This is a genomic window from Halobacteriovorax sp. JY17 (genome assembly GCF_002753895.1).
Classification (GTDB): domain Bacteria; phylum Bdellovibrionota; class Bacteriovoracia; order Bacteriovoracales; family Bacteriovoracaceae; genus Halobacteriovorax.
In genome coordinates, this window is record NZ_NJER01000002.1 from 652,069 (window position 1) to 676,295 (window position 24,227).

A 24,227-nucleotide genomic window follows, 5' to 3' on the forward strand; every position below is an offset into this window, starting at 1 on the left:
AGCCTTTTTGCTATTTAAATTTTTTAGGTAATTAGAATGAAATACACCCAACTTTTGTAAACCAAGTGTCTACTTGGAATACTGGGAGGTAAGGGTAGTTAGGATCAACTTGTGACTGCATTGAAGTCTGAGAAGAATCAACCATTCCGTGCCCACAGCTTACTTCATCATCTAAAACAATCTTACCTGCAAAATTCGTAAGTTGTCTTGTATCACTAATATAAGGAGCTCCATTATTTGAACTCATCGAACACATAGATAATAGAACATTGTATCCTATAACTTGAGAACCATTTGTTACTTTTTGAACAATCATCACATCACCGTAGTAGCCAACACCTACATACTCTCTAGCAACTTGAGTTCCGCCGATTCCACCTTGATTGAATGTCCCTTGAATTGTTGTCTGTGAATTTCCAGAAAAGCTACTCGAGCTAAAGCTATAGACATTCTGTAGTCTTTGTCCAGATCTACATTGGATCTGACTTAGGAGACCAGAGTAGTTACCTGCACCTATTTGTGCTGTACCCTGAGTCGGCAAAGTTACTCCCGTGGAAGTAGAGCTGACCGTATTTTTCTTTTTATCGTCACCACATGACCAAAACAGAGTCGCAGCTAGAGTGAAAATAAATACCTTTTTTAATGAATGCGTCTTCATTTGTTTCTCCTCGAAGGCCTTAAGACCCAAGCGATTAGACTTTTCTCTATACATTTCGGGTATTGGATCAAATTACTTTAGGAAAAATAAACCTATTACAATTTTTCTTAATGAATATTCTGTAATTTGGTAAACTTACAGTACATCTATAAAGAGAGATCATTTTGAATTTTTTAGCTATTTTAAAAAATGCATTTAATTATAAGGCCCTAAGGGATGATGAAGAGGTAAGATTTCGTCTTACTAATGGGTTAAAAATAGCCTCTATTCCAGTCTTTACTAGTTGTGTCCTCATTATATTTCTTTGGATATTTCTTTCAATGGACTTAGTTTTTTTCAAATCAAATGGTTATGCAAACTTTGAACAGTTTAACGAAGTCTTCTATGACTTCATTGTGTCTAAAGTATTAGAGTTCTCAGTTGTATTTATAGGGCTTGTCTCTTGTACACTACTCTTTGGTATCTATATTTCAGAATTACTGCTAAGACCGTTTCGTGTTATTGGAGATTACTGTGAGAATTTTCTAGAAGATAGAACTTCTTCCTATGACCCTGACTTTTTTAGTGATTTAAAACTATTAACAAGATTTAGTGAGTGGTTTTTTAATACTGTTTATATTGCCGATCAAAATGGTGTGTTAAAGCCTATAGAGGTTCCACAGAAGTTTACTAGAATACATAAGCCCGTTTTCGAAACAGGCTTCTTCTTACAGTTTTCATTTTTAATTTTAGCGACTTCAATTGTTTCAGGGCTTCTCTTCTATGAAGTAATTAGTGGGGTTCATGAGCAGGTTGTGCAAATGGCCTTTGATATTCTCCCTAATAAATATGAAATACAATACTTCCTTCTTTATCAAAGTTCAGTTTTGAGTAGTATCATTATTGGAACTTTAATTGTGCAAGTTTTTGCCTATATGCTGATGGCGATGAATTTGTATCGAAAGGTATCAACTCCGGCATTTGGGGTTTTTGCAACAATGAGATCGTTCATAAAGGGGCGCTATGATTCACGTGTTCACCTTATTGGCTATTCGTATTTAAGGCCACAATGCAGAAAATTAAATAAATATTTAGCTGAAATGCAAAAGTCTTTACATAAAGCTGACAAAAATAGCATTCAGGATTAGTATAATAACGACGAGAATAGAATAACTGAATAGAATAATCAATTCGACTATAAATAACAAAGGAAGAGGAATGTTGAAGAAATTAATTAAAACTAGCTTACTGCTAGTGACGGTAGTAGGTCTTTCAAGCTGTGTGTCTGACAAGCAGGTTGTAGAGGCTCTTAAGAAAAATCCAAAAGCATTATTTGAAATAATTGAAGAAAATCCGGCGGATTTTATGGAAGCAGTTCAAAAGGCTGCTAAATCTGCTCAATCTGAAATGGGTAAGAGAAGAGAACAAGAAGAAGCAAAGAAATTTGAAGAAGCATTTGATAAGCCTCTTCAGGCTGAGATTAGAAAAGATGAGTCATTTAGAGGATCAAAAGATGCTCCATTAACGCTTGTAGAATACTCTGACTTTCAATGTCCATTTTGTGTAAGAGGATTTAATACTGTTAAGGAATTATTACAGAAGTATGATGGTAAAATTAGATTTGTCTATAAGCATTTACCATTAAGTTTCCATAAAGAAGCTCTTCCAGCTGCGCACTATTACGAAGCAATTAGACTTCAAAGTGCTGAGAAAGCATTTAAATTTCATGATGCTATCTTTGATAATCAGAGAAAATTATCTCTTGGTGATTCTTTCTTAAAGAAAATGGCGAAGCAAGTTGGTGCGGACATGGGAAGATTAGCAAAAGATGTAAAATCTAAAGCCGTTATTGCAAGAGTTGAAGAGGATATTAAAGAAGCCGCGAAGTTTGGTTTTCAAGGTACTCCAGGTTTCCTATTAAATGGTATCCCTGTTAGAGGAGCTTACCCAATCGATCACTTTGAAAAGATTATTGCAAAGTTGAAAGAGAAAGGGAAAGTTGATTTATAATTAGTAAATTAAATACTTTTAAGGGCCCCTGATTGGGGCCTTTTTTATTTCGTAAATTTAAAGGTAAATTTAAGTTTGTCTAATTTGTTTATTTTTTGAATTTGAATTAAACTAAATTCATGGAAGAGAATACTTATAGTAAATTTAATCGTCCAAAAGTTCTCAAGTCTAGCTTGAACTCTCTTGATTATGAAGACTCTAAACGCATTGAAACCCTTGTGAATGATGTAAAAAAAGGGGGGGTTTTAGAGTCTGATGAGTTTTTTCGTTCCTATATCTTTGAGTTAAAATTAATATTAGATGAAGATTCTCCAAAAGTGGCATTAGATTCATTTTTTCGGTTAGAAAATAATTTAGAAAAATTCTATTCGCTATTAGCATTAGATGAATCCTTTCCTGATCTTCTGACTTTTCATCGAAATTTTTCACCAACAGTTCTTCGTATTTTTTGGGAATCGATTTCCCTAGATGATGATGAGTCTTTAATAGAGAGAGTTCTAGAAGCTTTCAGAATTGCCTTAGAGGAAGAGCTCTATTTCTGGCATCAAAACCTTCATTAAATTAAATTAAAGTAGGAAAATAATGCCTGAGTGAAATACTTTAACTCGAAAAGTGGCATTATTTTGACACTACCTCTTCCAGCGATCAGCTAGTTATAAAAAAAATGGGAAAGAATTTCCTATAAATGTAATGCAGCCTTGATGCTTGGCCTTTAAAAATGTATAATTTTTGACAGAGCGGAAAGTATTTCTTCTTAGAAGAAAAACATCCGATTATAAAACCAGGAAGGTAATGAAATGGCAGACGGAGATGCTAACTTAGGCAAACCCGCCAACTCAGGCAGTGGAAAAAATCCTCTTCTTACAATAGTAATGATTCTTCAATTAGTTTTGATGGGTTCAATTGCATATTTTCAATACTTATCACATCAAAAGCTAGCGGCTACAGAGTCAGTGATGGACGTAGTTAAGAGCGATATGAAGAGTGCTAGTCTTGATGAGAGTAGTGAGACAGGTGAAGCTAGAGAGCAAGATGGAGTTTTATTTCCACTCGATAATTTTACAGCTAACCTTGCTCAAGGTGATGGGCCAAGAAGATTTGTAAGATTAAATGCTGTTTTAAAATTTAATAAAGACTCTAGTGAAGAAGAGTTTAAGGCTAGAAAGCCACAAATTAGAGATACGATAATTAGTATTTTAAATTCTAAAAGAGCTGAAGACCTTCTAAAAGTAGAAGGGAAGAGCTATTTAAAAGAAGAAGTTAAAGCCGCTATTAATAGTTTCTTAGTAGACGGAAAAGTTATAGACGTTTTTTACGTCAGTTTTCAAATTAACTAGTTTTTCGGCAAAATGATTTTGCCATTTAACAACTTGTAAAATGATCCCAGGAGGGGAGAATGGCCCAGGTCCTAAGTCAAGACGAAGTCGACGCGTTATTAAATGCAGTAAATGATGGTGATTCAGATGATCTGATGGGTGGTGGAGACTCTGGTGATTTCGACGGTGGAGATGAAACCGATGATAATATCCAGGCCTACGATCTAACCAATCAAGACCGTGTTATTCGTGGGCGAATGCCTATCCTTGAAATTATTTATGAAAGATTTATTAGATCTTTTCGAGTAAGTCTTTCTAATTCACTTAGAAAAATTTCTACAATCTCTATGATTTCTACTGACCTTCTTAAGTTTGGTGAATTTGTTAATACACTACCGATTCCAAGTTGCATGTGTATTATGAGATTCAATGAATTAAGAGGTCCTGCTCTTCTAGTATTTGAATCAAAACTTGCTTACGCAATTATTGATTCATATTTTGGTGGGACGGATAGACCATTCACAAAAATAGAAGGAAAAGAATTTACTATGATCGAACTTTCTTTCATGAAGAAAGTTATGGATATGGCGATTAACGATCTTGAAGAAGCATGGGCACCTGTTCATAGAATTGATGCTCAGTATTTAAGAACAGAAATTAATCCTCAATTCGTAGGAGTTGTTCCTCCATCAGATGTTATTATCGCAACGACTTTAGAAGTTGAATTTGAATCAGCTTCTGGAACAATTATGATCGTTGTTCCTTACTCTACAATTGAACCAATTAAGCAAAAGTTAAGCTCAAGTTTTCAAACTGATAATGATATGGCCGATAGTATCTGGACTCAGGCAATGAATGAACATATCAAACAAGCTCATGCAACAATGGTTGTGAAGCTTGGGGAAACTAGCATCACTGTTGGAGATCTCGTAACACTTGAAAAGGGAGATATCGTTCCTTTAAATCAAGAAGCTTCTGGAGAAGTTACTATTGAGGTCGAAGGTGTTGAGAAAATGAAATGCCTTATTGGAACACATAAGGGAAATCGAGCTGTTCAAATTACAAAAGTTGATAAAACAATAAGAAGAGAAATGTCCACTACGGAGGAGCAATAATGTCTAATGATTTAGAAAACCAATCTAACCCAATGGGTAATGTTGAAGACATTAACACGGCTAGAGTAAGTAACCTATCTGATGAAATTAAAGCGGGAGATGATGCGCTAAATAAGTTGAAGGTGCAAAACCTTGACTTTATTTTAGATATCCCACTGAAGGTTACAGTCGAGCTAGGACGTACTGAGGTCATGATTAAAGATCTTCTACAACTTGGTCAAGGTTCAGTGTTAGAACTAGATAAACTTGCTGGAGAGCCTCTTGAGATTCTCGTTAATGGCAAGCTAGTTGCTAAAGGCGAGGTTGTAGTTGTTAATGAGAAATTTGGTATTAGATTAACAGATATTATCAGTCCGATAGAAAGAATCGAAACACTTAAGTAATGGTAATGGAGCTAGGTATGAAGAAGATCTTAACAATTTTAACTATACTCTTTTCTGTGAGTTCGCTACAGGCTGGAGAGAATATTAAAGTAAAGAGCTTAAAGTACTCTGCTATTAATAACTCAACAGGAGAGATTTCAATTCAAATTGAAGGGAATCTTGAATCGGCTCCAGAGCTTACGATCAAAGATAGTATGATTCAAGTAGCGCTTAAAGATGCTGTTGTATGGCCAAAGATTGAGAAGAAAATAACTCTGAATAAGAACTTAGACTCAACTATTATGGCCTATCAGTTCAATAAAGAAGTTGCTAGGGTAAGAGCAATGCTTCCTTACTCTATTAAAGGTCTCGAAGACAGAGTAAGTATTACTATTAGTGGTGATAATATCAATCTTCAGTTCCCAAGAGTTATGAGTGCAGCTCCTGCATTTAAGAAGACCTCTGTCGCTAAGGCAAAGCAGAATATTGAACAATATGATGAAAGTTATTTAGATAAGCTTATAAAGGAAAAAGAGCAATCTAAAGCACCTATAAATAAACTTTCTGAAGTAGCTAAAGCGGCTCCAGTAATTGCAACTGACAAGGTCAATGTGGCCCTGTCTGGTATCGAAAAAGACTCTTTAAATGAGGGTAAGTCTTCGTTTTCACTCACTGGCTACATTGGCAAATTTGTTGCTTTTCTAGGTGTAGTACTTCTTCTCTTCTACGGAGTAGTGGCCTTAATGAAAAAGGGTGTTCTAAAGAAAGGAAAATTAGGATTCTTAAATAGCACTAAGGTAATAGAAGTCATCAATACAACATATGTTGGTCCAAAAAGAAGCTTGATGCTAGTGAAGGCCCATAAGCAAGTTTTCTTAGTTGCTAATACTGAAAAGGGGATGGAGTTCTTGTCAGAAGTAAACGATATTTCAGGATTAATTAAAGATGGTGAAAAATCTCTTTCGGGAAACAACTTTGACTCAGATTTAGGATCTGCAAACTTAATAGAAAAATCATTTAACTTAAAAGAAGATATTGAAAAAACTGCAGACCAAAATGTAGAGCTGAATACTGATGTAGTGAAAGATAGTGTTAAATTATCTCAGAAAATTAAAGAAAAAGTAAAAACACTTAAACCATTACAATAAGGTTGGGAAGAAGTTGGAAGCCCTTTTAAAGATGAAAAATATTATTAAACTTATCCTCGGATTTATGCTTCTTAATACAGAAGCATTTGCTCAATCATCAGGGGTTAATCTTCCTGGAATGGCAATAAACTTTGGTAACGGAACAAACTTAGTAGATACAATCCAAGTTTTAGTTCTGTTTACAGTTTTAACGATGGCACCGGCGATTCTAATTCTATGTACATGTTTTACAAGAATTATTGTCGTACTAAGTTTTATGAGGCAGGCCATCGGAACTCAAAGTATGCCACCTAATCAAGTTCTAATTGGTTTTGCACTTTTCTTATCAATCTTTGTTATGCAACCAACTGGTGAGCAAATTTATAAGAATGCTATTACACCTTATGTTGAAAAGAGAATCACTACAACAGTTGCTCTTGATAGAATTGAATTCTCTCTTCGCGGATTTATGACTAAGCAAGTGAGAAAGGCAGATATTGGTCTCTTTTATGATGTAACAGGAAGAAAAGCTCCTAACACAATTGCAGATGTTCCAATTCACTTTCTTATTCCTGCATTTATTATTTCGGAGTTAAAGACAGCTTTTCAAATAGGCTTTCTCTTATATATTCCATTTCTAATTCTAGATATGGTTGTCGCATCAGTATTAATGGCGATGGGGATGATGATGTTACCTCCTGTGGTTGTATCACTACCATTTAAGTTATTACTCTTTGTGTTAGTTGATGGTTGGCAGTTAGTAACGGGCTCAATACTGAGATCGTTTCATTAAGAAGAGGTAGAAAATGGGTTTTGATGGAATATCAGATATAACAAACCAAGCAGTCAAAATCGCTTTGATGATTTCTGCTCCTATGTTGGTCGGAGCACTCGTTATGGGTATTCTCGTATCAATCTTTCAAGCAGTAACTCAAATCAATGAGCAGACACTTTCTTTTATTCCAAAGATTTTGGTTATTGTTGGTGCATTAGTTATTTTTGCTCCATGGATGTCGGATACGCTTACAACTTTTACTAAGGAATTAATTATTAGTATTCCTCAGGTGGTAGCTGGTAGATGATAAATATTCAGGTTGTTGATATTCATTCAGTAATTGCATTTTGGTTATGTTTTACCAGATTTATTGCTGTAAGTTTTCAACTTCCTATTTTCGATAATGGAGCAGTTCCAAATATCGTTAAGATTTTAGCAACATTGGTTATTACTTATGCTTTCTTTCCGTTCTTAGAAGCGGAAATTCTAAAAGATGTTGTTCACTATGGAGTTGATGGGTTTTGGTATCTAACAATTTTTAATACAGTTGTAGGGTTACTTGTAGGATTCTTTGTGAAAATTATTATGAGTATCTATACTGCGGCAGGAGCTTTGATTACTCAACAAGTTGGTTTTGGAGCTGTTAGTTATTTCGATCCAACAAGTTCACAACAGATTGGTCCTTTTGAGCAATTAATTAAATGGACAGTTCTTATTATTATTTTATCTTCTGGAGCTTTGCTTCCAATGTTTAAAGGTTTGTATTCTTCATTTTTCTCGATCACAGCTCTTGATATGGGGAAGTTTGCAGCGAGCCCAGAGTTTTACTTAAGGTTATTTAAGAATATGTTTCTTTCTGCCTTAATGCTTTCATCTCCAATGATCTTTACGAATATGTTGATTATGACAATTCTTGGAATCATTGCGAGAACAGTTCCTCAGATGAATGTTATTATGGTGAGTTTCGCCGTAAATATAGGGTTAGGACTTTTAGTCTTTGTTGCAACCTCTCAAGAGTTTTTCCGTGTAGCAATTAAAATGTACACAGAGAACTTAGGAGATTGGTTTCAATTTATAATATAGGATAGTTGATGGCCGACGAAAACGACAGCGACGCAGAAAAAACGGAAGACCCTTCCGCGCATAGAATTGAAGAATTCAGAAAGCGTGGAGAGGTTGCTTCGTCAAAAGAATTAACGAGTGTGTTAGTTCTTGCTGCATCTTTGATGACGCTGGGACTTTCTATGGTCTATATGTATGAAGTTCTATCTGAATTTATAGAATGGTTATATAGACTTGATGTTGCCTCAGCTTATACAGAGAAGTCTATGAATACAATCGTTCATAAGCTCATAACTGTTTCTCTTAAGAGTGTAGCACCTATATTTTTAGTTACTCTTGCTATTGGAGTTACTGCAAATGTAGCTCAAGTAGGACTTCTTTTCTCACCTGAAGTCTTGGAGTGGAAGCCAGATAGAATTAACCCTCTACAAGGAGTGAAGAAACTCTTTTCAATGAAGTCTTTAGTAGAGGCAATAAAAGGTGTTTTGAAATTCATTTTTGTTTTAGGAATTGTTTATTATTTCCTTAAAGATGAAATGCATACATTTGGTGGCTTCTTTCATTTAGATTTTTTTCAGTCTTTTCTGTATGGAAAGGGATTTTTAATTAAACTTGGGTTTGCAATTGTCCTTGGACTCGTAGTTATTGCAATCGGTGATTTTGCTTATCAGAAATTCTCTTATAAGAAGAAATTGATGATGACAAAAGAAGAAGCTAAGCAAGAGCACAAGCAACAAGACGGTAATCCTGAGATTAAGCAAAGAATTAGAGCTGTTCAAAGAGAGATGTCACAAAGAAGAGTGATGAGTGAAGTTCCAAAGGCAGATGTCATTGTGACGAACCCGACTCACATTTCAATAGCTCTTAAATATGATCCAGAAACGATGGTTTCGCCTGAGGTTATTGCTAAGGGAGCCGATGTGTTGGCCCTTAAAATTAGAGAAATTGCAAAAGGTCACGATATCCCAATTGTAGAAAATGTGCCTCTAGCAAGAGGTTTATATAAAACTGTTAAGGAAGGGCAAGGAGTGCCTCGAAACCTTTATAAAGCAGTTGCTGAAGTTTTAGCATTTACTTATAAATTAAAAAGACAAAAGAAAGCGTTAAGCTAATAGGAAAAATCCATGGAAGGAAGTTTCATCGACAAATTTAAAGCACTAAGTAAGAACTCTGATCTTGTGGTTGCTGTAGGTTTATTGCTCATCTTAAGTGTAATGATCATACCTGTTCCTCCATTCTTATTGGACTTACTCTTTGCTCTGACTCTTTCTGGATCAGTCATTATTTTATTGATAGCAGTTTACTCTAAGAAAGCTTTAGACTTTTCAACTTTCCCTTCTGTTCTTCTTGTTTCAACTCTTTTTAGGCTTTCTCTAAACGTTGCCTCTACGAAGAATATTTTAATTCGTGGTGGAACTGATGGAGTTAGCGCTGCGGGTGAGATTATTCGTGCCTTTGGAGAGTTCGTTGTAGGTGGTAATTACGTTGTTGGTATAATTGTTTTTATCATTTTAGTTATTATTAACTTTATGGTTATTACTAAAGGTGCCGGTCGAGTTGCTGAAGTTGGTGCTAGGTTCACTTTAGATGCAATGCCTGGTAAGCAAATGGCCATTGATGCAGACTTAAATGCAGGTCTTATTGACGACACTATGGCGAAGAAACGTAGACAAGAAGTTGCTGAAGAAGCTGACTTCTACGGTTCTATGGATGGTGCTTCGAAGTTCGTAAGAGGGGATGCTATTGCAGGTATCTTAATTACATTTATCAACGTTCTAGCGGGTATCGCTATCGGTGTAATGCAGTACGATCTAAGTGCTGGAGATGCGGCTCAAGTATTTACTCTTTTAACTGTAGGAGATGGTCTTATCTCTCAAATTCCAGCACTAATAATTTCAACTGCCGCTGGTATTATAATCACGAGAAACACCTCAGAAGACTCATTAGGGTCACAGATTACTAATCAATTTAAAGTACACCCAAAGGCCTTATATATAGCAAGTGGGACCTTATTTATCTTTGCAGTAATACCTGGACTTCCAAAAGCTCCTTTTATGATGATTGGCTCTCTTCTTGCCTTTGTTGGTTGGAGAATGGAGAAAGGAAATGCTGAAGAAAAAATTGTTGCGGCAGCTCAGGCAAGTAGTGAAGAGAAGAAAGCAACACCAGATAGCCTTGAAGATCTATTAAATCTAGAACTTGTAGAGCTAGAGGTAGGTTATGGACTTGTTAGTCTTGTAGATGCCGAGCAAAACGGTGATCTCCTTGAAAGAATTACACATATTAGAAAACAATTCGCTTTAGACTGGGGCGTAATCATTCCTTCTGTTAGAATTAAAGACAACTTAGAGTTGAAGCCAGGAGGGTACAGCATTAAGGTCAAAGGAATTGAAGTGGCAAGTGGGGACTTAATGTCTGATCACTTTTTGGCCATGGATCCAGGTTCAGTTATTGAAAAAATTGATGGGGTTGAAACTGTTGAACCAGTTTTTGGACTACCAGCTGTTTGGATATCTGAAGATCAAAAAGACGATGCTCAATACAATGGTTATACAGTTGTAGATTTATCAACAGTTATGGCCACACATATTACAGAAGTTCTAAAAACTAATTTACATGAATTATTTGGAAGACAAGAGCTTGTAAGAGTTGTTGATAATTTTAAAGAGCAATATCCAAAAATTGTTTCAGATCTAATTCCTGAAATTCTACCTCTTGGTACAGTTTTAAAAGTAATGCAAAATCTTTTAAGAGAAGGGGTTTCGGTAAGAGATCTTAGAACGATTCTCGAAACACTTGCAGAATATGGAACTACAGTTAAGGACTCAGACTCTTTGACGGAATTTTCTAGGCAGTCACTTTATAGAACGATTACAGAGTCAATTAGAGGTGATCAAGGTGATGTTCCTCTCTTTACGCTCGATAGAAATATCGAAGAGAATATAGCGAATAATATAATTCAAACAGAGCAAGGGCAGCAGCTAAGTTTAGATCCAAAAATTACCCAGCATATTCTTGCTAGTCTTAATGAGAAAATTGAGGAAGCAACAAGTATGGGGGAGAAGATGGTTATCTTGTGTAGCCCTGTAATTAGAAATCATTTTAAAAAATTAACAGAGAAATTCATTCCGAACCTTGTTGTGATCAGTCACAATGAGTTGAGTTCGGAAGCTAATATTAGATCACTTGGTACGGTGAGGTTGTAGATGTATGTAAGAAAATTTGAAGCAGATTCTTTAGATGAGGCATTAAAAAACATTAAGTTGGAGCTAGGTCCAGATGCGATAATTCTAAAGACAATTACGAACAAGGGCCTTAAGGGTGCTTTCAAGAAAAAGAAAATTGAAATTACTGCTGCAATCAGTGAGAAGAATTATTCTAAGAAGGCGAAGGTTGATCATGTCTTAAATGATGGGCAAAAGAGTCAGTTCTATTCGAATAATTCAAGTTATGTTTCTAATATGATTGATGATTATGAAGAGAAATCTAGTCATAATTCAAGATCTACTGTCGCCAGTCCAAGTGGATCTGGAGGTTATGGAAAACTGGGTCTAAATAAGGCCGTAAATACAAATGAGAATCAAGTGGCAAAGAACTCTGACTTAGACGATTTCCTTTCAGACGCTGTTCATAAAGTTAAAGCTGTAACAAATAATATAGTTCACTCTACAAAGGTCAACATGGATAGCTTCTTCAATGACACTGAAGAAGATGAAGTAATGGAAGACGAAAACTTTGCGAATGAAATTCACATCGCATCTCAAGCTGAATACGACGTACCACGTAGTCAGGAAAGAAGAGAGAGAGTGGAGAATCGTAGTGAAGTTAACTATGACGATAGCGTTGTTGTTGAGCAGAGAAAGAAAATTGATGATCTTGAGAAGAAATTATTTGAACTTACAAAGAATGTTGAAAGACTAGATAAGAAAGAGCCAAATGGTATTTATGAATTAAGGGCAACTCTTAGAAGCTTAGATATTTCTGAGAAATATATTCATAATCTTGTTAAGAAGGCTATTTTTGAAATGAGTCGTGATGAGCTTGAAGACTCAGAAGTAGTCTTTGAATTTGCCCTTAGAGAAATGCTTGAATGTGTGAATACTGAAATGCCTCTTTTCTCATCTTCTAGTTCTGAAGAAGGTGTTGTCACAGTAGTTCTTTCTGAAACTTCTACAGGGCAAACCTCAATGGCCTATAAGATCGGCGCTTTAAAACCTGATTCGACTATTGTTAAGAGTAGTTTGAATGGTGCCCATAGCGAAGGGAAAGAATTTAGTAGAAAACTATTTGGTTTAAACGTTTCAGAAACAACAAATGTTGCAGAGACAGTTTCACTATGTAGAAAGACTATTGAAGAAGGTAAGTGCGCGTTTATTGATTATAAGAATAACTCTGATGATATCAATGAAACGAAGAAGTTTATCGATGGATTAAGAAGATCATTTGGCAAGGTGGAAGTATTGATCTCTCTTTCCGCAATTCATTCTGAAATCTATAATAGAAAAGTCGTTTCTAGATATAAAGGTCTTGCAAACGGGATTGTTATTTCAAATTTAGACCTATGTTTAAACTTTGGAGCGCTATTTAACATTTCTGAGGAAAATACTGACCTTCCTTTAAAGTTTTATGGAACAGGTGAAGTGGTTCCTGACGATTTAGAAGCAGCGACAGCAGAGAGATTATTAGCAGGTATTTTTCAGTTCTAGGAAGAAACTAACTTCGACATAGGATTTGTCAAAGTTAAAATATAGGAGACAGGATGTCGACAAAGAGCGCCGCTCAATGGCTTGTAGGCCATAACCGTTTTGAACAAAAGAAATCACCAGGTTCTATTAAAAAGAATTTTGGAAATGCAAAAACAATTTCTATCACTTCTGGAAAAGGGGGTGTTGGAAAGACGTCTATCTCATTAAAACTAGCAAAAATATTATCTGACAAAGGTTATAAAACTCTCGTTATCGACTGTGATTATAATCTTTCAAATACATCAGTAAAATTAGGCCTTCCTCTCACCGATAATTTCTACTCCCTGCTTTCTGCGCAGAAGTCTTTTGATGACTGTCTTGTGATGCATGAAGGGTATTACTTATTATCAGGCTGCAATGGAAGTATGGACTTATTAAATGAGTCTCTTAGTATTGAAAAATTCATAATAGATATATTAGTGAGTCATGAAAGTGAATTTGACTATATTCTCCTTGATAGCCCTGCAGGGATAGGTAAAGAGAATTTAACGTTGAATGCTTACAGCGATCATAGGTTTGTTGTTGTGACTCCTGATCGGTCATCTTTAACAGACTCGTACTCTTTGATGAAAATCTTGAGTAATAAGTACGGCGTAAGTGAAAATCACCTAATAGTGAATAAAACTTCCAGTGATAAGCAATATAAGAGGATTGTTAAAACTCTTGGAGATACTGTCGATAAATTCCTAAATACTAGGCTGAAAGTGCTTGGTGGAATTGATCGTAAAAATGTATCTGTAGATCAGTTTGATAAAGTCTTATTTGGTGGGGAAGATTTTGCCCTTCACCAGAATTTCATTAATATCGTTGAAATGTTCTCCGAAGAGAATGTTGGTACCTTGCTACCAATCTCTGAACATGGACAAGAGGTCCACCTAAACGTTTGCTAAGGAGTGCATGAATGTCTTCAATCTCTAAGAAGTTAAAAAATTTAAAAGACTATAGATCAACAGTTGATCCAAAAGTGAAAGATGAAATTATCATCGAATACGCTCCACTTATTAAGTATATTGCTCAGAGAATTGCTTCAAGACTTCCTTCTAATGTTGAATTAGATGATTTAATTTCTTGTGGTGTAATTGGTTTGATGGATGCTATTGAGAAGTTCGATCCAAGTAGAGATAATAAATTTAAGACATATGCTGAATTTAGAATTAGAGGCTCAATTCTTGATGAGTTAAGAGCGCAGGATTGGGTTCCAAGGTCTGTTAGAGAGAAAGCAAAGCTTGTTGAAAGAGCTTATGCTAAGATTGAAGCAGCTGAAGGAAGACCGGCTACAGACGAAGAGATGTGTGAAGAGCTTGGAGTTAACCAAGAGGAATTCTACGACTTGCTCAATAAGGCAAAGTCCGTTTCAGTTCTAAATATTGATGATTCTGCATCTTTTAATAAAGGTGATAAAAGACTCATCGCTGGTATTGAAGATAATAGAAATAGTAATCCTTTTAATGCTGTTGCAAATAAAGGGTCTAGAGATAAGATTAAAGAGGGGATTGCTCAACTTCCTGAGAAGCAGAGACTTGTTCTATCTTTATATTATTATGAAGATTTAAACCTAAAGGAAATTGGACAAGTTTTAAATGTAACTGAATCCAGAGTTTCTCAACTTCATACACAAGCAATTATGAAGCTAAAAGTTAAACTAAAGACAACTTTCGACTCACCTGAGGATATGGCGAGCTAGAAAGAATTGTTGGAGAACTATGGCGAATAATGTAACTAAAGAATTTGAACAGGGGATGCAAACGCTTGAAGATATTCAGGCCCTCTCAGACTTTAGTCTTTCGCCATTAGTAGATAGAGCGGCCTTTCATTTTTCTGAAATTCATCGGAAGGCCGAGTTTTCATTTGAGAACTTAAATTCATTCAGCAAAATTCAAAGTTTCTTAGAAAAAACAATCGATAATTTACTTACTCACTATATTTTGAGAGATGCAGTCACACATCAAGTACTTCTTCAAAAAAAGTATGATGATATGTCGCTTGAAAGTTGGAATAAATTATTGGAAGTTCTTCCAACCAGTTTGCAGATATTAAGTATTTTTAAATTTGTTGGTACGCAGAATATTCAAGTTTCTAAAGAGGGAATCAACGTTCGCGGTTTAATTAAAACTGATGAATCAATTACAAGGTTTAGGGAAGTTGTTTATAGAGCTTCTCGTAAATTACTTGAGCATAAAACTATACTTACTTATAAAATTGAAGAACTAGAAGACGAGAGAATCTGTTGGCTAGAGCTAAGTGTTGACATGGAACATAGTGAGAAGTTGAGCTATAATGTCGACTTTTTGGAAACACTAGGAATGAAGCTAGGTTTTTCAAGTATTTTTAGTAAGTATAGAATAAGTAAGGAAGATGCTTTTGAACTTCCACGGCATTTAATAATTGAGATAACATCTAATTTAGAAATTAGAAAATATTATAGAGTACCTGATCACTACACTAGGGATTTAGATAGTAAAGAAATGTTGCACTTTTCCTTTTTATTTCGTCCCGTTTCGATCATAATACCTAAGACAGGCTTTCTAGAGAGAAGGCCTACCAACGCAAATTTTGAAGACACAGGAAGTGGCTTAGGACAACAGGAAGTTAAAAATCAGATAAATTCTAATTATAGATATATCGATTTCTTCTCCCTGATAAATCAATCTTAGCTGCTCAATTGAATGTAACTTTTTTATTCTTTTGAGGTGAGTAAATGAATGTCAGATTCGGCAGATCTCTACAAACGTATTACGCAGTAACTTTTTTCGCTCTAATTTCTATTGTGGGTTATGGGATATTTTATTTTTGGAATTATGGTCCAGTAAATATCAATAACGTTTCAACAGTTTTTGAAGCAACTCTTCAATTAGACGAGTTTAAGAAGAGAGATGATATTAAATCTATTTGGTCTCAAGTAGATAATGATAGAGTCAGAGACGCTGTAACATCTATGGACGAAGTTCAGTCTTATACAAAGAGGCTAAATTCAATTTCTTCAATCGACAGTTACGATAAGTTAGAAACTTCTCTGCAAAAATCTAAAAAGTCTTTAAATGCTCTAATTTCATTTTCGGAAGTTTCGACAATTGTAAATGTTCTCCACAATAAGGTCTCAAACTTTGAAGCCTTTGTTGAAGCGAATAGTTGGAGAACTCTGACAAGAGTTTCTAAGAGAATTAACGCAAAAATCAAACCGAGTAGAACCAGAGGCCCGGGTTACTATACTTATTCTAAGCTTCATAGGCTTTGGTCTAGTGTTCAGGATGATGTGATTCTAATGGAAAGAGTTACAGAGGGATCTGTTCTTTCGAGAGAAGATAAGAACTTAATTCTCACTAAAACAAAGACCTTGAAAACTGAAATTACGATGTTAGAAAATTACTTGAAAGAGTTTAAGAATTTTAGAACAGACTTTGCTGAGACTGAAGTAAATTTTAAATTATGGCTTAAAAATATAGAACCAGAAATAAGTTTAAAGAAAATTCAATTTGAAAGAAATTCTCAGAATATGCTCTTTTCCTTAATTGGACTTGTTGTTGTTATGTTTGCAATGGGGCTTATTGGTTTCTTTATGTATAAGAAGAGTGAGAGATCTAATAAAGATGAAGTTGAAAAAATTGTTATCCATGCAATTAAAGAGGGTGTTCTCCCTACTGAAACTAGCTTTGATCAATCACTTTCAATGAAAACGAGAGAAGAATTTGATAAGTATAGAGAATATATTCATAAGAGAATGAGTTTTGGATCTATCTTTCAAGATGCGATGCCTTTTTCATCTCTGCTTCTTGACTCAAACTTAAATCTTGTCTGGGCCAATGGTTTATTCTATGAGCATTGGGGATTGTCTGAATATAAGAACTCTGATGATAATGTTACATGGGACTTTTTACAGAGATTTACTAATCTAGGTGAAAACGATCCTGTGATTACGGCTGTAAAAGATGATGTTGCAGGAATTTATAATATTCAAGTAAAAACAAAACAAGATGAAGAGTCTCTTCCTTTTGAAATGTATGTCTCTCCTGTTGAGTATGCCAATCAAAGAAGAATTATGATTTCATTCTATCCTTTGAGATCTATTGAGGAAACTTTATCAAATCAATCGAAGTCTTTGGTTGGTCCTGTTGCAAGAACTTTGGAAGCGCTTACTTCTGGAACATTTAATGGGGAATTTAAAGAGAGAACTGAAAAAGATTTTGATATTGCAGGAATCACTGAGGTTTGGAGTAAGTTTCAGAAGTATCATGATTTTGTAACAGGTCAAAAGAATGGACTATTGCAAGAGATTGAAAGACTTGAAAATGATTTATTTGATCAATACAAATTAGTTAACGATATTCAAACGACTCTTAATGAAAATACTGAAATTCAAAAAGTTGCGATTTCAAAATTTAAAGATACGAAATCTAGTATTATAGGGATCGTCGAACTTAGAAATGAAATGGAAACTCTCTATCAAAATACTGTCGCAACTTCAAAAGGGTTGTTTCAAGATGAGGTAACACTTCTTTCTCAGTCTCAAAAAATTGCTGAGACTCTCGTTGATCAGAATAAAGCATTAGAGAACGTAGATAAGGTTAGAAAAGAATATAAATCCCTAAAGAGTAATGTTGATCAATTCAGAGGTCGTATGATGCAACTTCTAGATCAATCTCTAATTTTTCAAAAGACTGATTCTGCCAGTTACAAAGTAGAGCAGAGTTTATCAAAGATAAAGAATGAAGTTAAGGCCTTTGAAAAAGTACTTACCGACTTCTCTAAGGTTTCAACAGCATTAGATGTTAACCTTTCAAAAGTTCAGCTTATCATGCAACAATCTGAGATTCCAAACTTCTCTCAACTTCAATTTAGAATGGAAGAGGCAAGGGACTTGATTGAGTCAGATATGTTCAATGTGAGTAGACTTTCAAGAACAGGACAGACAAAAGATGATGAAATGATTTCTTCAATGAAAGGATTATTTCAAGCATTTAAAGAAGGTTTCTTAAAATTAACTGAGTCTATCGAGTTATCAACAACAAATGCAGCTTTAGAAGTAGATGTTGAACTAGAGGAAGATCTTCCCGCTCCGTATAAGCCTGAAGCATCAGCATAGTTTTAATTTGAGGAAAATAGTGAATAAAATCTCTACTCTCTTACTACTCTGCCTTCTAACATCATGTGCGACAGATATTGACTTTCATATTCCCCTCAATAGATTTGAGGGGCCAGAGACAAATGGCGGCTTCTTGAAAGGAGATGTCGGAATAAAGTATGGGAGATCACATAAGGTTACAACTGCTGAAGTTGTGGAGTATATGTTTCCTTCTATTTTTGATCCTACTGTATCAAGTGATGCTGCAATAGAGGCAAGTGGTCATCTTAGCTCAAATTTTTCACTTGGGCTCCATAAGAGATTTGATTTTGTTTTTAAAAGTTATGGAGATGGTGCAGATGTATGGGGAGTTAAGTTTCAATTTCTTGGAGAAAGTGCAGCGGAAGAGAAAGAGGGATGGAAGGGCTCTATTCAGGCAACTAAAGGAAGTATGAATGAAGATGAAGGAAGTTTAAATGTCTCTCTCGCCTCAGGAGGCTCCCGAAATTACAATGGAAGAATTGAACTTGAAACATACGATTTGTCTTTAAATTTTGGATATAGATTTAATAAATATTTAATTACTTATTTAAATAGTATCTATAGTTACTATGATACTACTTCAACGTTAACTTCTAATACTTTCACGACAATTAATGTTCTAGGTGTTGCTAGAACTTATGGTGGTTTACTTGGCCTGAAGTTTGGTCAGATGGGACAACATGTAAGCTTCACTCTTGAAACAGGTCTAATGCATACGTCCTGGGAAGGATCTTTAAGTGAAACAACTATCCCTATTGGATTTGGCGTGGATTTTAATTGGTAATTAATTCTCTGTTAAAATAGTAACAAGTGCCTCAAATTCATTTTCAAGATTTTCTAAAGTTGAACTATTTTTAATACAAAAATCACTAAGTTCCTTTTTCTTATCTATTGGAAGCTGATTTTCTAGAATTTTTTCAGCGAGCTCTCTTGATGAGTTATCTCTTCTTATTATTCTCTCTATTTGAACTTCTCTCTTGGTATACACGCAAATGGTTAAATCAAATAGACCTTGCATATTCTTTTCAAAAAGTAGGGGAACATCATAAATTAAAAGTTCTGGCGTTTTTATTTTTTCAAATTGTTCTTTAAAGACAATTGGGAGCCTTTGATAAATGAACTTTTCTAATTCTTCTTTATTTTCTTTTTTAGAGAAAGCTATTTCACGAAGTAGCTTAAAGTTAATCTCTCCCTTTGAAACTACTTGTGGAAAATGTGACGTTATAAAATTGATAGTTGTCTGTTCTTGGTAAACTGCCTTGACTAACTTATCGGCACAGATGACATTGATTCCTTTTTCTTGGAAGAGGTTGGAGACGGAACTCTTTCCCGTTGCAATTCCTCCTGTTAGACCAATGACTGGGCAAGGAACTTGATAAAGTCTTTGTTCTTTTGTCTTAGTGACAAAAATCTCTTTTAGCTTCACAGGTATCCTTTTTCTTTCTTCTTGGCCTTATCCCAATAGACATCCATTTCAGTTTGATTCATATCGCTGACTTTCTTTGAATCTTCTTTAATGAGAGACTCCATACTATTGAAGCGATTGATAAATTTCTTATTTGCCTCTCTTAAAGCGTCTTCAGGGTCAATTTCTAAATGTCTTGCAAGTTGCGCTGCTGAGAATAGGAAATCGCCAAGCTCTTCTTTAATTCTTTCATGACTGAGCTTACTTGCTGCTAGTTCTTCTTTTAGTTCTTGCCATTCTTCTTCGACTTTATACATAACTTGATTGGCATTCTCCCAATCGAAGTTTATCTTATTTGTTTTCTTACCAATTTTATTGGCACTAAATAGAGCTGGAAAATGTAAGTAGCTTTCATCGAAGTACTTCTTGTCTTTGGAATTGGATTCTTCAGATTTAATTTTTTCCCAGTTGGACTTAACTTCTTCATCATTTTGTGCGAGAGAAGGATCTTCAAAAACATGAGGATGTCTTCTAATCATTTTCTCGGCCAAAACTTTAGAGACTGATTCAATATCAAACTTGCCGGATTGCTTCGCTATGACGCAGTGGAGAACAACTTGTAATAGTACATCTCCAATTTCTTCTTCCATTGCCTCATAGTCTTCCATTTCTGTTGCATGGATAAATTCATAAGACTCTTCTGTCAGAAACTTTAGTAGGGATTGATGAGTTTGTTTTAGGTCCCATGGACAGCCTCCATCTGGATCTCTAAGCTTAGAGATGACTTCGACCATTTTTTCAAAATTTGGGTAACTCATGATGACTCCATGATTTTAATTAGCTACTATAGGTTATCACTTAAATAATGAATATATAATGAAAAATAAAACCATTGAAGCTGAAAACTTCGCCATTTACATTTCTGACTCAACCGAATCAAATGATTTGGATAACTCTACTTTAATAAAGTACCTAAATGAGACAGTAAGTGTTCTCTTTAAATTTATTCAAGGAGTTGATTTAGATGGAAGGGTGAAGAATTGTGAGAATTTTGAAGTTGATTTAAGTCTTTGTAACGAAGAAGAGATTCAAGCTTTAAATTTAGAACACAGAGACAAGGATAAAGTCACAGATGTTCTCTCCTTTCCTGGTTACGATAGCCTCAGGGCCGGAGCAGAAGATCTCTTTATTTTTGAAGAGAATATTCACTTTGGTGATATTGTCATCTGCCGCGAAGTTTGTGAAAGGCAGGGCAAAGAATTTGAAATAACTTATGAACAAGAGCTAGTTCATCTCTTTGTTCACGGTTTTCTTCACTTATGTGGCTATGACCACGAAATTTCAGATGAAGAAGACAAGATACACTTTTCTTTAGAAGAGAAGATAGTAAAAGAAATTTATGAAAACATGGGATTAGATAATGGAAGAGTCTATTAAGATAAGTTTAAATGAAAAAGTTTCTGCTCTCAAAGGTTACGATCAGAAGCTAGAAAATTTACGGAGGTCACTTTGAGGTAGAGAAGAAAGAAGCTCGCCTTAGTGAAATATCTGATATGGAAGCAATGGAAGGCTTCTGGGACGACTCAGATAATGCTGCCAAAATTCAAAAAGAAAAGTCTGTCCTCGCAGATGTTGTAGATACCTATAATACGTTAAAAGAATTATTTGATGAATTTGAAGTGCTCGTTGAGTTTGCAAACTCTGAAGATGATGAAGAATCGGCCAAAGAGGCCCTTGAGAGTTATACAAACTTTCTAAAACAATTTAATTCCGCAGAACTTAAAGTTCTTCTTTCCGGTGAAGTCGATCCAAATAATGCTATAGTTTCTATTAACGCAGGAGCTGGAGGAACAGAGTCTTGTGATTGGGCCAGTATGCTTTTTAGAATGGTTAATCGCTGGGCGGAGTCTAAAGGTTTTAAAGTTCAAGTTTTAGATGTTCAAGACGGTGATAGTGCTGGGATAAAGTCAGCGACAATGACGATTACAGGTAACTATGCTTATGGCTATCTAAAGTCTGAAATTGGAGTGCATCGATTAGTTCGCATTTCTCCATTTGATTCTGCTAGTAGAAGGCATACATCATTCTCTTCAATCTTTGTTTCTCCTGAAATTGATGACAATATTGAAATTGAAATCCTAGATAAAGATTTAAAAATCGATGTTTACCGCTCGGGTGGAGCAGGTGGACAGTCAGTAAATACCACTGACTCTGCTGTAAGGATGACACACTTGCCGACTAATACGGTTGTGACCTGTCAGAATGAAAGAAGTCAGCTGCAAAATAAAATTCAGGCCATGAAAGTTCTTCGCTCAAGACTATATGAATTAGAGATGGAAAAGAGACGAGCTGAAAATGCTGAAACAGAGGCCAATAAGCAAGAGATAGGATGGGGGGCCCAGATTAGATCTTACGTTCTTCACCCTTATAAACTTGTAAAAGACGCTAGAACAAGTTTTGAGTCTGGTAACGCTGAGAAAGTTTTAGATGGAGACCTTGATGGTTTCATGGATGCTTTCTTACGATGGTCAGTAAGTACAAAAATAGAAGCGGAGAAATCTTAGTTGTTTCAATCTACACTTTTAAAACTATTCTTAAGTGATAAGGGAACGAGAAGATTTGCTGTTGGTGTAATCTTCGGTTTTGCTTTTTCCATCGCTGTTATTCTTGGAAATATAGGAATAATGGATGGTTTTGAAAGCTCGCTTCGAATTGGCCTTAAGAAATCAAATGGAGATTTAACTATTCATTCTCGCTATGGCTTCTTTGATTTTGAAAGCTATCTGAAACATGAATTAGAAATTGCCAATATAAATACTTTCTCGAGCATTGTTCAGACGGAAGGCTTTATCATTAAGAATGAAGTATCTAAAGGTGTGATGATAAAAGGGATTGAAGAATCCTCGTATAAGAAAGTTACAGGACTTGATTTAAAACTTAAGAACGATGAAGTTATTCTAGGTAGTGAGCTAGCCAAGTTTTTAAAAGTGAGTATTGGCGACCCAATTGTTTTGGCCTTCGCTAATGGTAACTCTCAGGTTTCAGGACTACCTTCTCTTAAGAGATATCATGTCTCTGGATTTGTCGAACATGGAATTTATCAAAGAGACCTTAGAACTCTTTATATAAAGAAAAGCGTTTTGCAAAAGGATCTTGATGTTGAAAATAGAGTTAATTTAATCTCTTTAAATATTAGCGACAATCAAGATGAATTCTTAAGTAATCCTGTTGATTATTCATTAAAAATAGAAAAAGTGATCGATGGCTTTAAAGGATCAATCGGTCGTTCTTATATCGTTAAACCATATTGGAAAGAATTTTCTACGCTGATTACAGCAGTGAAAGAAGAGAAATTCTTTATCAGTATTATTCTTCAAATTATTGTTGTGATTTCCATCTTTAATGTCTTGGCATTTGTGGTTTTCTTAAATGAGAAGAGGTCGAGAGAACTCTTTCTTTTTAAAGCTCTTGGTATGAGTCAGAAGAAAGTAAGACAAGGGTGGATGTATCTAATGTCGATCATTTGGATTGCATCTTGCTTTCTTGCAGCAGCTTTTGTTCAAGTATTTAACTGGGGTCTTGTGAACTTGCCTTACTTTAAATTGCCTGGAGATGTGTACACTCTTGGAAGTTTATCTATAAACTTGGATTTATTTGATTATTCAATTGTTTTTTTCATATCGTATCTTTGGTTATTTTTAATTTCTTGGTTTGCACTTCTAGTAATGAGTAAGAAGTCAGTCCTAACTGGACTTAGAAAGGAGTTCGCTTAATGTCTTTTGTAACAGTTAAGAATGTCACAAAAACTTTTGCTAAGGCACATGCATTGAATGGCGTCGATGTCGATTTTGAAGCTGGTGAGCAATATGTAATAAGAGGCGCTTCAGGATCTGGGAAGTCGACTCTTCTCTACCTTATTGGAGGATTAGATAGAGGAAGTTCTGGAGAAATTTCTGTCGGAGGAAAAAATCTCTTTGCTCTTGGTGATGAGTCTCTTGCTCTCTATCGAAATAATTTTGTTGGATTCATTTTTCAATTTCACTTTCTTCTTCCTTCAATGAATTGTATGGATAATATTTTACTCCCTGCTAAGATTGGGGGCAAAGATAGTGAGAAAGCAAAAGAGCTCTCTCTAAAACTGGCCGAACACCTAAAAGTCACACATTGCTTAAATAAGTATCCTTATGAGCTCTCTGGCGGAGAGCAGCAGAGAATAAATATTATTCGCGCTCTCTCCCTTAGACCTAACCTTCTTCTTTGTGATGAGCCGACAGGGAATTTAGATTCGGAAAACTCACTGATTGTGACAAAGCTGTTAAAGTCCTTGGCTAAAGAGTTTAACGCCACGCTCATCGTTGTGACTCATGATGAAAGCGTTGCAGAACATTTTGAAAAGAAGCTTGTAATGAGTGATGGCTGCATTGTGTCCAAATAAAACTCCCTGTTTTTGATACGTCCCGTTATAAATGGGGGTAAATTCTTTTTGTAAGATCGTGAGAATATTGATAATTTTCTATACTAGAGTTTTTTAATCCAGTTGTATTTGGAGAATGGATGTCTCAAAATTTTTTT

Annotated in this window: 25 protein-coding genes; 22 read left to right on the plus strand and 3 right to left on the minus strand. The window is 35.2% G+C overall.

All coding sequences use genetic code 11. From position 1 onward, the window contains the following. Positions 1-31: 31 nt before the first annotated feature. Positions 32-658, minus strand: coding sequence for a hypothetical protein (locus CES88_RS11285; protein ID WP_290734395.1), 627 nt, complete (start codon positions 656-658; stop codon positions 32-34). Positions 659-822: 164 nt separating this feature from the next. Between CES88_RS11285 and CES88_RS11290 the strand changes: the two genes are divergently transcribed. The 18 genes from CES88_RS11290 (at position 823) to CES88_RS11375 (ending at position 19,034) form a co-directional block, all read left to right on the plus strand. Continuing rightward, positions 823-1,785, plus strand: coding sequence for a hypothetical protein (locus tag CES88_RS11290; RefSeq protein WP_290734397.1), 963 nt, complete (start codon positions 823-825; stop codon positions 1,783-1,785). Positions 1,786-1,855: 70 nt separating this feature from the next. Next, positions 1,856-2,647, plus strand: a complete 792-nt coding sequence (locus CES88_RS11295) for a thioredoxin domain-containing protein (RefSeq protein WP_290734398.1) — start codon at positions 1,856-1,858, stop codon at positions 2,645-2,647. Between the two features lie 119 nt (positions 2,648-2,766). Next, positions 2,767-3,207 carry a hypothetical protein gene (locus CES88_RS11300; RefSeq protein WP_290734400.1) on the plus strand — a complete coding sequence of 147 codons (441 nt, stop codon included), beginning with the start codon at positions 2,767-2,769 and terminating at the stop codon, positions 3,205-3,207. 237 nt (positions 3,208-3,444) lie between these two features. Continuing rightward, entirely contained in the window at positions 3,445-3,984 is a 540-nt protein-coding gene (locus tag CES88_RS11305) for a flagellar basal body-associated FliL family protein (RefSeq protein WP_290734402.1), read from the plus strand. A gap of 59 nt (positions 3,985-4,043) precedes the next feature. Beyond that, a complete protein-coding gene (fliM, locus tag CES88_RS11310; protein WP_290734404.1) occupies positions 4,044-5,078 on the plus strand; it encodes a flagellar motor switch protein FliM in 1,035 nt (344 codons plus the stop codon). Further along, a complete protein-coding gene (fliN, locus tag CES88_RS11315; RefSeq protein ID WP_290734406.1) occupies positions 5,078-5,461 on the plus strand; it encodes a flagellar motor switch protein FliN in 384 nt (127 codons plus the stop codon). Before fliM ends, fliN begins: the two co-directional genes overlap by 1 nt. A 17-nt stretch (positions 5,462-5,478) precedes the next feature. Next, on the plus strand, positions 5,479-6,588 hold the full coding sequence (locus CES88_RS11320) for a flagellar biosynthetic protein FliO (protein ID WP_290734408.1): 1,110 nt from the start codon (positions 5,479-5,481) through the stop codon (positions 6,586-6,588). A 31-nt stretch (positions 6,589-6,619) separates the two neighbouring features. Continuing rightward, positions 6,620-7,360, plus strand: coding sequence for a flagellar type III secretion system pore protein FliP (gene fliP / locus CES88_RS11325; RefSeq protein ID WP_290734409.1), 741 nt, complete (start codon positions 6,620-6,622; stop codon positions 7,358-7,360). 13 nt (positions 7,361-7,373) lie between these two features. Then, positions 7,374-7,649 carry a flagellar biosynthesis protein FliQ gene (fliQ, locus tag CES88_RS11330; protein WP_290734411.1) on the plus strand — a complete coding sequence of 92 codons (276 nt, stop codon included), beginning with the start codon at positions 7,374-7,376 and terminating at the stop codon, positions 7,647-7,649. Next, positions 7,646-8,425: a flagellar biosynthetic protein FliR gene (locus CES88_RS11335; RefSeq protein ID WP_290734412.1), complete on the plus strand. Its 780-nt coding sequence runs from the start codon at positions 7,646-7,648 to the stop codon at positions 8,423-8,425. The genes fliQ and CES88_RS11335 overlap by 4 nt, the downstream gene beginning before the upstream one ends. Before the next feature lie 8 nt (positions 8,426-8,433). After that, positions 8,434-9,516, plus strand: a complete 1,083-nt coding sequence (flhB, locus tag CES88_RS11340) for a flagellar biosynthesis protein FlhB (RefSeq protein WP_290734414.1) — start codon at positions 8,434-8,436, stop codon at positions 9,514-9,516. 12 nt (positions 9,517-9,528) lie between these two features. Next, a complete protein-coding gene (gene flhA / locus CES88_RS11345) occupies positions 9,529-11,610 on the plus strand; it encodes a flagellar biosynthesis protein FlhA (protein ID WP_290734416.1) in 2,082 nt (693 codons plus the stop codon). After that, positions 11,611-13,110 carry a hypothetical protein gene (locus CES88_RS11350; RefSeq protein ID WP_290734418.1) on the plus strand — a complete coding sequence of 500 codons (1,500 nt, stop codon included), beginning with the start codon at positions 11,611-11,613 and terminating at the stop codon, positions 13,108-13,110. Between the two features lie 53 nt (positions 13,111-13,163). Then, positions 13,164-14,039 carry an AAA family ATPase gene (locus tag CES88_RS11355; protein ID WP_290734420.1) on the plus strand — a complete coding sequence of 292 codons (876 nt, stop codon included), beginning with the start codon at positions 13,164-13,166 and terminating at the stop codon, positions 14,037-14,039. 11 nt (positions 14,040-14,050) lie between these two features. Continuing rightward, entirely contained in the window at positions 14,051-14,833 is a 783-nt protein-coding gene (locus CES88_RS11360; protein ID WP_290734422.1) for a FliA/WhiG family RNA polymerase sigma factor, read from the plus strand. A gap of 19 nt (positions 14,834-14,852) precedes the next feature. Then, positions 14,853-15,803 (plus strand): hypothetical protein, encoded by a 951-nt coding sequence (locus tag CES88_RS11365; protein WP_290734424.1) that lies wholly within the window; start codon positions 14,853-14,855, stop codon positions 15,801-15,803. A gap of 44 nt (positions 15,804-15,847) precedes the next feature. Continuing rightward, positions 15,848-18,229, plus strand: coding sequence for a hypothetical protein (locus tag CES88_RS11370; protein ID WP_290734426.1), 2,382 nt, complete (start codon positions 15,848-15,850; stop codon positions 18,227-18,229). A 19-nt stretch (positions 18,230-18,248) separates the two neighbouring features. Beyond that, positions 18,249-19,034: a hypothetical protein gene (locus CES88_RS11375; protein ID WP_290734428.1), complete on the plus strand. Its 786-nt coding sequence runs from the start codon at positions 18,249-18,251 to the stop codon at positions 19,032-19,034. On the opposite strand, the gene coaE is transcribed toward CES88_RS11375, so the two are convergent. Then, positions 19,035-19,676 carry a dephospho-CoA kinase gene (gene coaE / locus CES88_RS11380; protein WP_290734430.1) on the minus strand — a complete coding sequence of 214 codons (642 nt, stop codon included), beginning with the start codon at positions 19,674-19,676 and terminating at the stop codon, positions 19,035-19,037. Continuing rightward, positions 19,673-20,473, minus strand: coding sequence for a nucleoside triphosphate pyrophosphohydrolase (mazG, locus tag CES88_RS11385; protein WP_290734431.1), 801 nt, complete (start codon positions 20,471-20,473; stop codon positions 19,673-19,675). The genes coaE and mazG overlap by 4 nt, the downstream gene beginning before the upstream one ends. A gap of 58 nt (positions 20,474-20,531) precedes the next feature. On the opposite strand from mazG, the gene ybeY reads away from it, so the two are divergent. From ybeY to CES88_RS11405, 4 genes are all read left to right on the plus strand, one after another. Continuing rightward, positions 20,532-21,092 (plus strand): rRNA maturation RNase YbeY, encoded by a 561-nt coding sequence (ybeY, locus tag CES88_RS11390; protein ID WP_290734433.1) that lies wholly within the window; start codon positions 20,532-20,534, stop codon positions 21,090-21,092. Beyond that, positions 21,076-22,219 (plus strand): peptide chain release factor 2 gene (gene prfB, locus CES88_RS11395; protein WP_365993005.1). Its coding sequence is split into 2 segments (ribosomal slippage): positions 21,076-21,147 and positions 21,149-22,219, totalling 1,143 coding nucleotides; the frame shifts between segments, so codons are not numbered across the junction. The genes ybeY and prfB overlap by 17 nt, the downstream gene beginning before the upstream one ends. After that, positions 22,220-23,428 (plus strand): FtsX-like permease family protein, encoded by a 1,209-nt coding sequence (locus tag CES88_RS11400; RefSeq protein ID WP_290734435.1) that lies wholly within the window; start codon positions 22,220-22,222, stop codon positions 23,426-23,428. Beyond that, the gene (locus CES88_RS11405; protein WP_290734437.1) at positions 23,428-24,090 is read left to right on the plus strand and encodes an ABC transporter ATP-binding protein; all 663 of its coding nucleotides are present in this window, start codon (positions 23,428-23,430) and stop codon (positions 24,088-24,090) included. Before CES88_RS11400 ends, CES88_RS11405 begins: the two co-directional genes overlap by 1 nt. The last annotated feature ends 137 nt before the right edge of the window (positions 24,091-24,227 follow it).

What these genes read in the sequence shown, in the direction of transcription:
- fliN (WP_290734406.1), top strand. Translation starts at nt 5,078, where the DNA reads ATGTCTAATGATTTAGAAAACCAATCTAACCCAATGGGTAATGTTGAA.
- CES88_RS11320 (WP_290734408.1), top strand. Translation starts at nt 5,479, where the DNA reads ATGAAGAAGATCTTAACAATTTTAACTATACTCTTTTCTGTGAGTTCG.
- CES88_RS11305 (WP_290734402.1), top strand. Translation starts at nt 3,445, where the DNA reads ATGGCAGACGGAGATGCTAACTTAGGCAAACCCGCCAACTCAGGCAGT.
- CES88_RS11365 (WP_290734424.1), top strand. Translation starts at nt 14,853, where the DNA reads ATGGCGAATAATGTAACTAAAGAATTTGAACAGGGGATGCAAACGCTT.
- CES88_RS11300 (WP_290734400.1), top strand. Translation starts at nt 2,767, where the DNA reads ATGGAAGAGAATACTTATAGTAAATTTAATCGTCCAAAAGTTCTCAAG.
- fliP (WP_290734409.1), top strand. Translation starts at nt 6,620, where the DNA reads ATGAAAAATATTATTAAACTTATCCTCGGATTTATGCTTCTTAATACA.
- fliQ (WP_290734411.1), top strand. Translation starts at nt 7,374, where the DNA reads ATGGGTTTTGATGGAATATCAGATATAACAAACCAAGCAGTCAAAATC.
- CES88_RS11360 (WP_290734422.1), top strand. Translation starts at nt 14,051, where the DNA reads ATGTCTTCAATCTCTAAGAAGTTAAAAAATTTAAAAGACTATAGATCA.
- CES88_RS11335 (WP_290734412.1), top strand. Translation starts at nt 7,646, where the DNA reads ATGATAAATATTCAGGTTGTTGATATTCATTCAGTAATTGCATTTTGG.
- CES88_RS11355 (WP_290734420.1), top strand. Translation starts at nt 13,164, where the DNA reads ATGTCGACAAAGAGCGCCGCTCAATGGCTTGTAGGCCATAACCGTTTT.
- CES88_RS11405 (WP_290734437.1), top strand. Translation starts at nt 23,428, where the DNA reads ATGTCTTTTGTAACAGTTAAGAATGTCACAAAAACTTTTGCTAAGGCA.
- CES88_RS11295 (WP_290734398.1), top strand. Translation starts at nt 1,856, where the DNA reads ATGTTGAAGAAATTAATTAAAACTAGCTTACTGCTAGTGACGGTAGTA.
- flhB (WP_290734414.1), top strand. Translation starts at nt 8,434, where the DNA reads ATGGCCGACGAAAACGACAGCGACGCAGAAAAAACGGAAGACCCTTCC.
- fliM (WP_290734404.1), top strand. Translation starts at nt 4,044, where the DNA reads ATGGCCCAGGTCCTAAGTCAAGACGAAGTCGACGCGTTATTAAATGCA.
- CES88_RS11370 (WP_290734426.1), top strand. Translation starts at nt 15,848, where the DNA reads ATGAATGTCAGATTCGGCAGATCTCTACAAACGTATTACGCAGTAACT.
- CES88_RS11350 (WP_290734418.1), top strand. Translation starts at nt 11,611, where the DNA reads ATGTATGTAAGAAAATTTGAAGCAGATTCTTTAGATGAGGCATTAAAA.
- ybeY (WP_290734433.1), top strand. Translation starts at nt 20,532, where the DNA reads ATGAAAAATAAAACCATTGAAGCTGAAAACTTCGCCATTTACATTTCT.
- CES88_RS11285 (WP_290734395.1), bottom strand. Translation starts at nt 658, where the DNA reads ATGAAGACGCATTCATTAAAAAAGGTATTTATTTTCACTCTAGCTGCG.
- mazG (WP_290734431.1), bottom strand. Translation starts at nt 20,473, where the DNA reads ATGAGTTACCCAAATTTTGAAAAAATGGTCGAAGTCATCTCTAAGCTT.
- flhA (WP_290734416.1), top strand. Translation starts at nt 9,529, where the DNA reads ATGGAAGGAAGTTTCATCGACAAATTTAAAGCACTAAGTAAGAACTCT.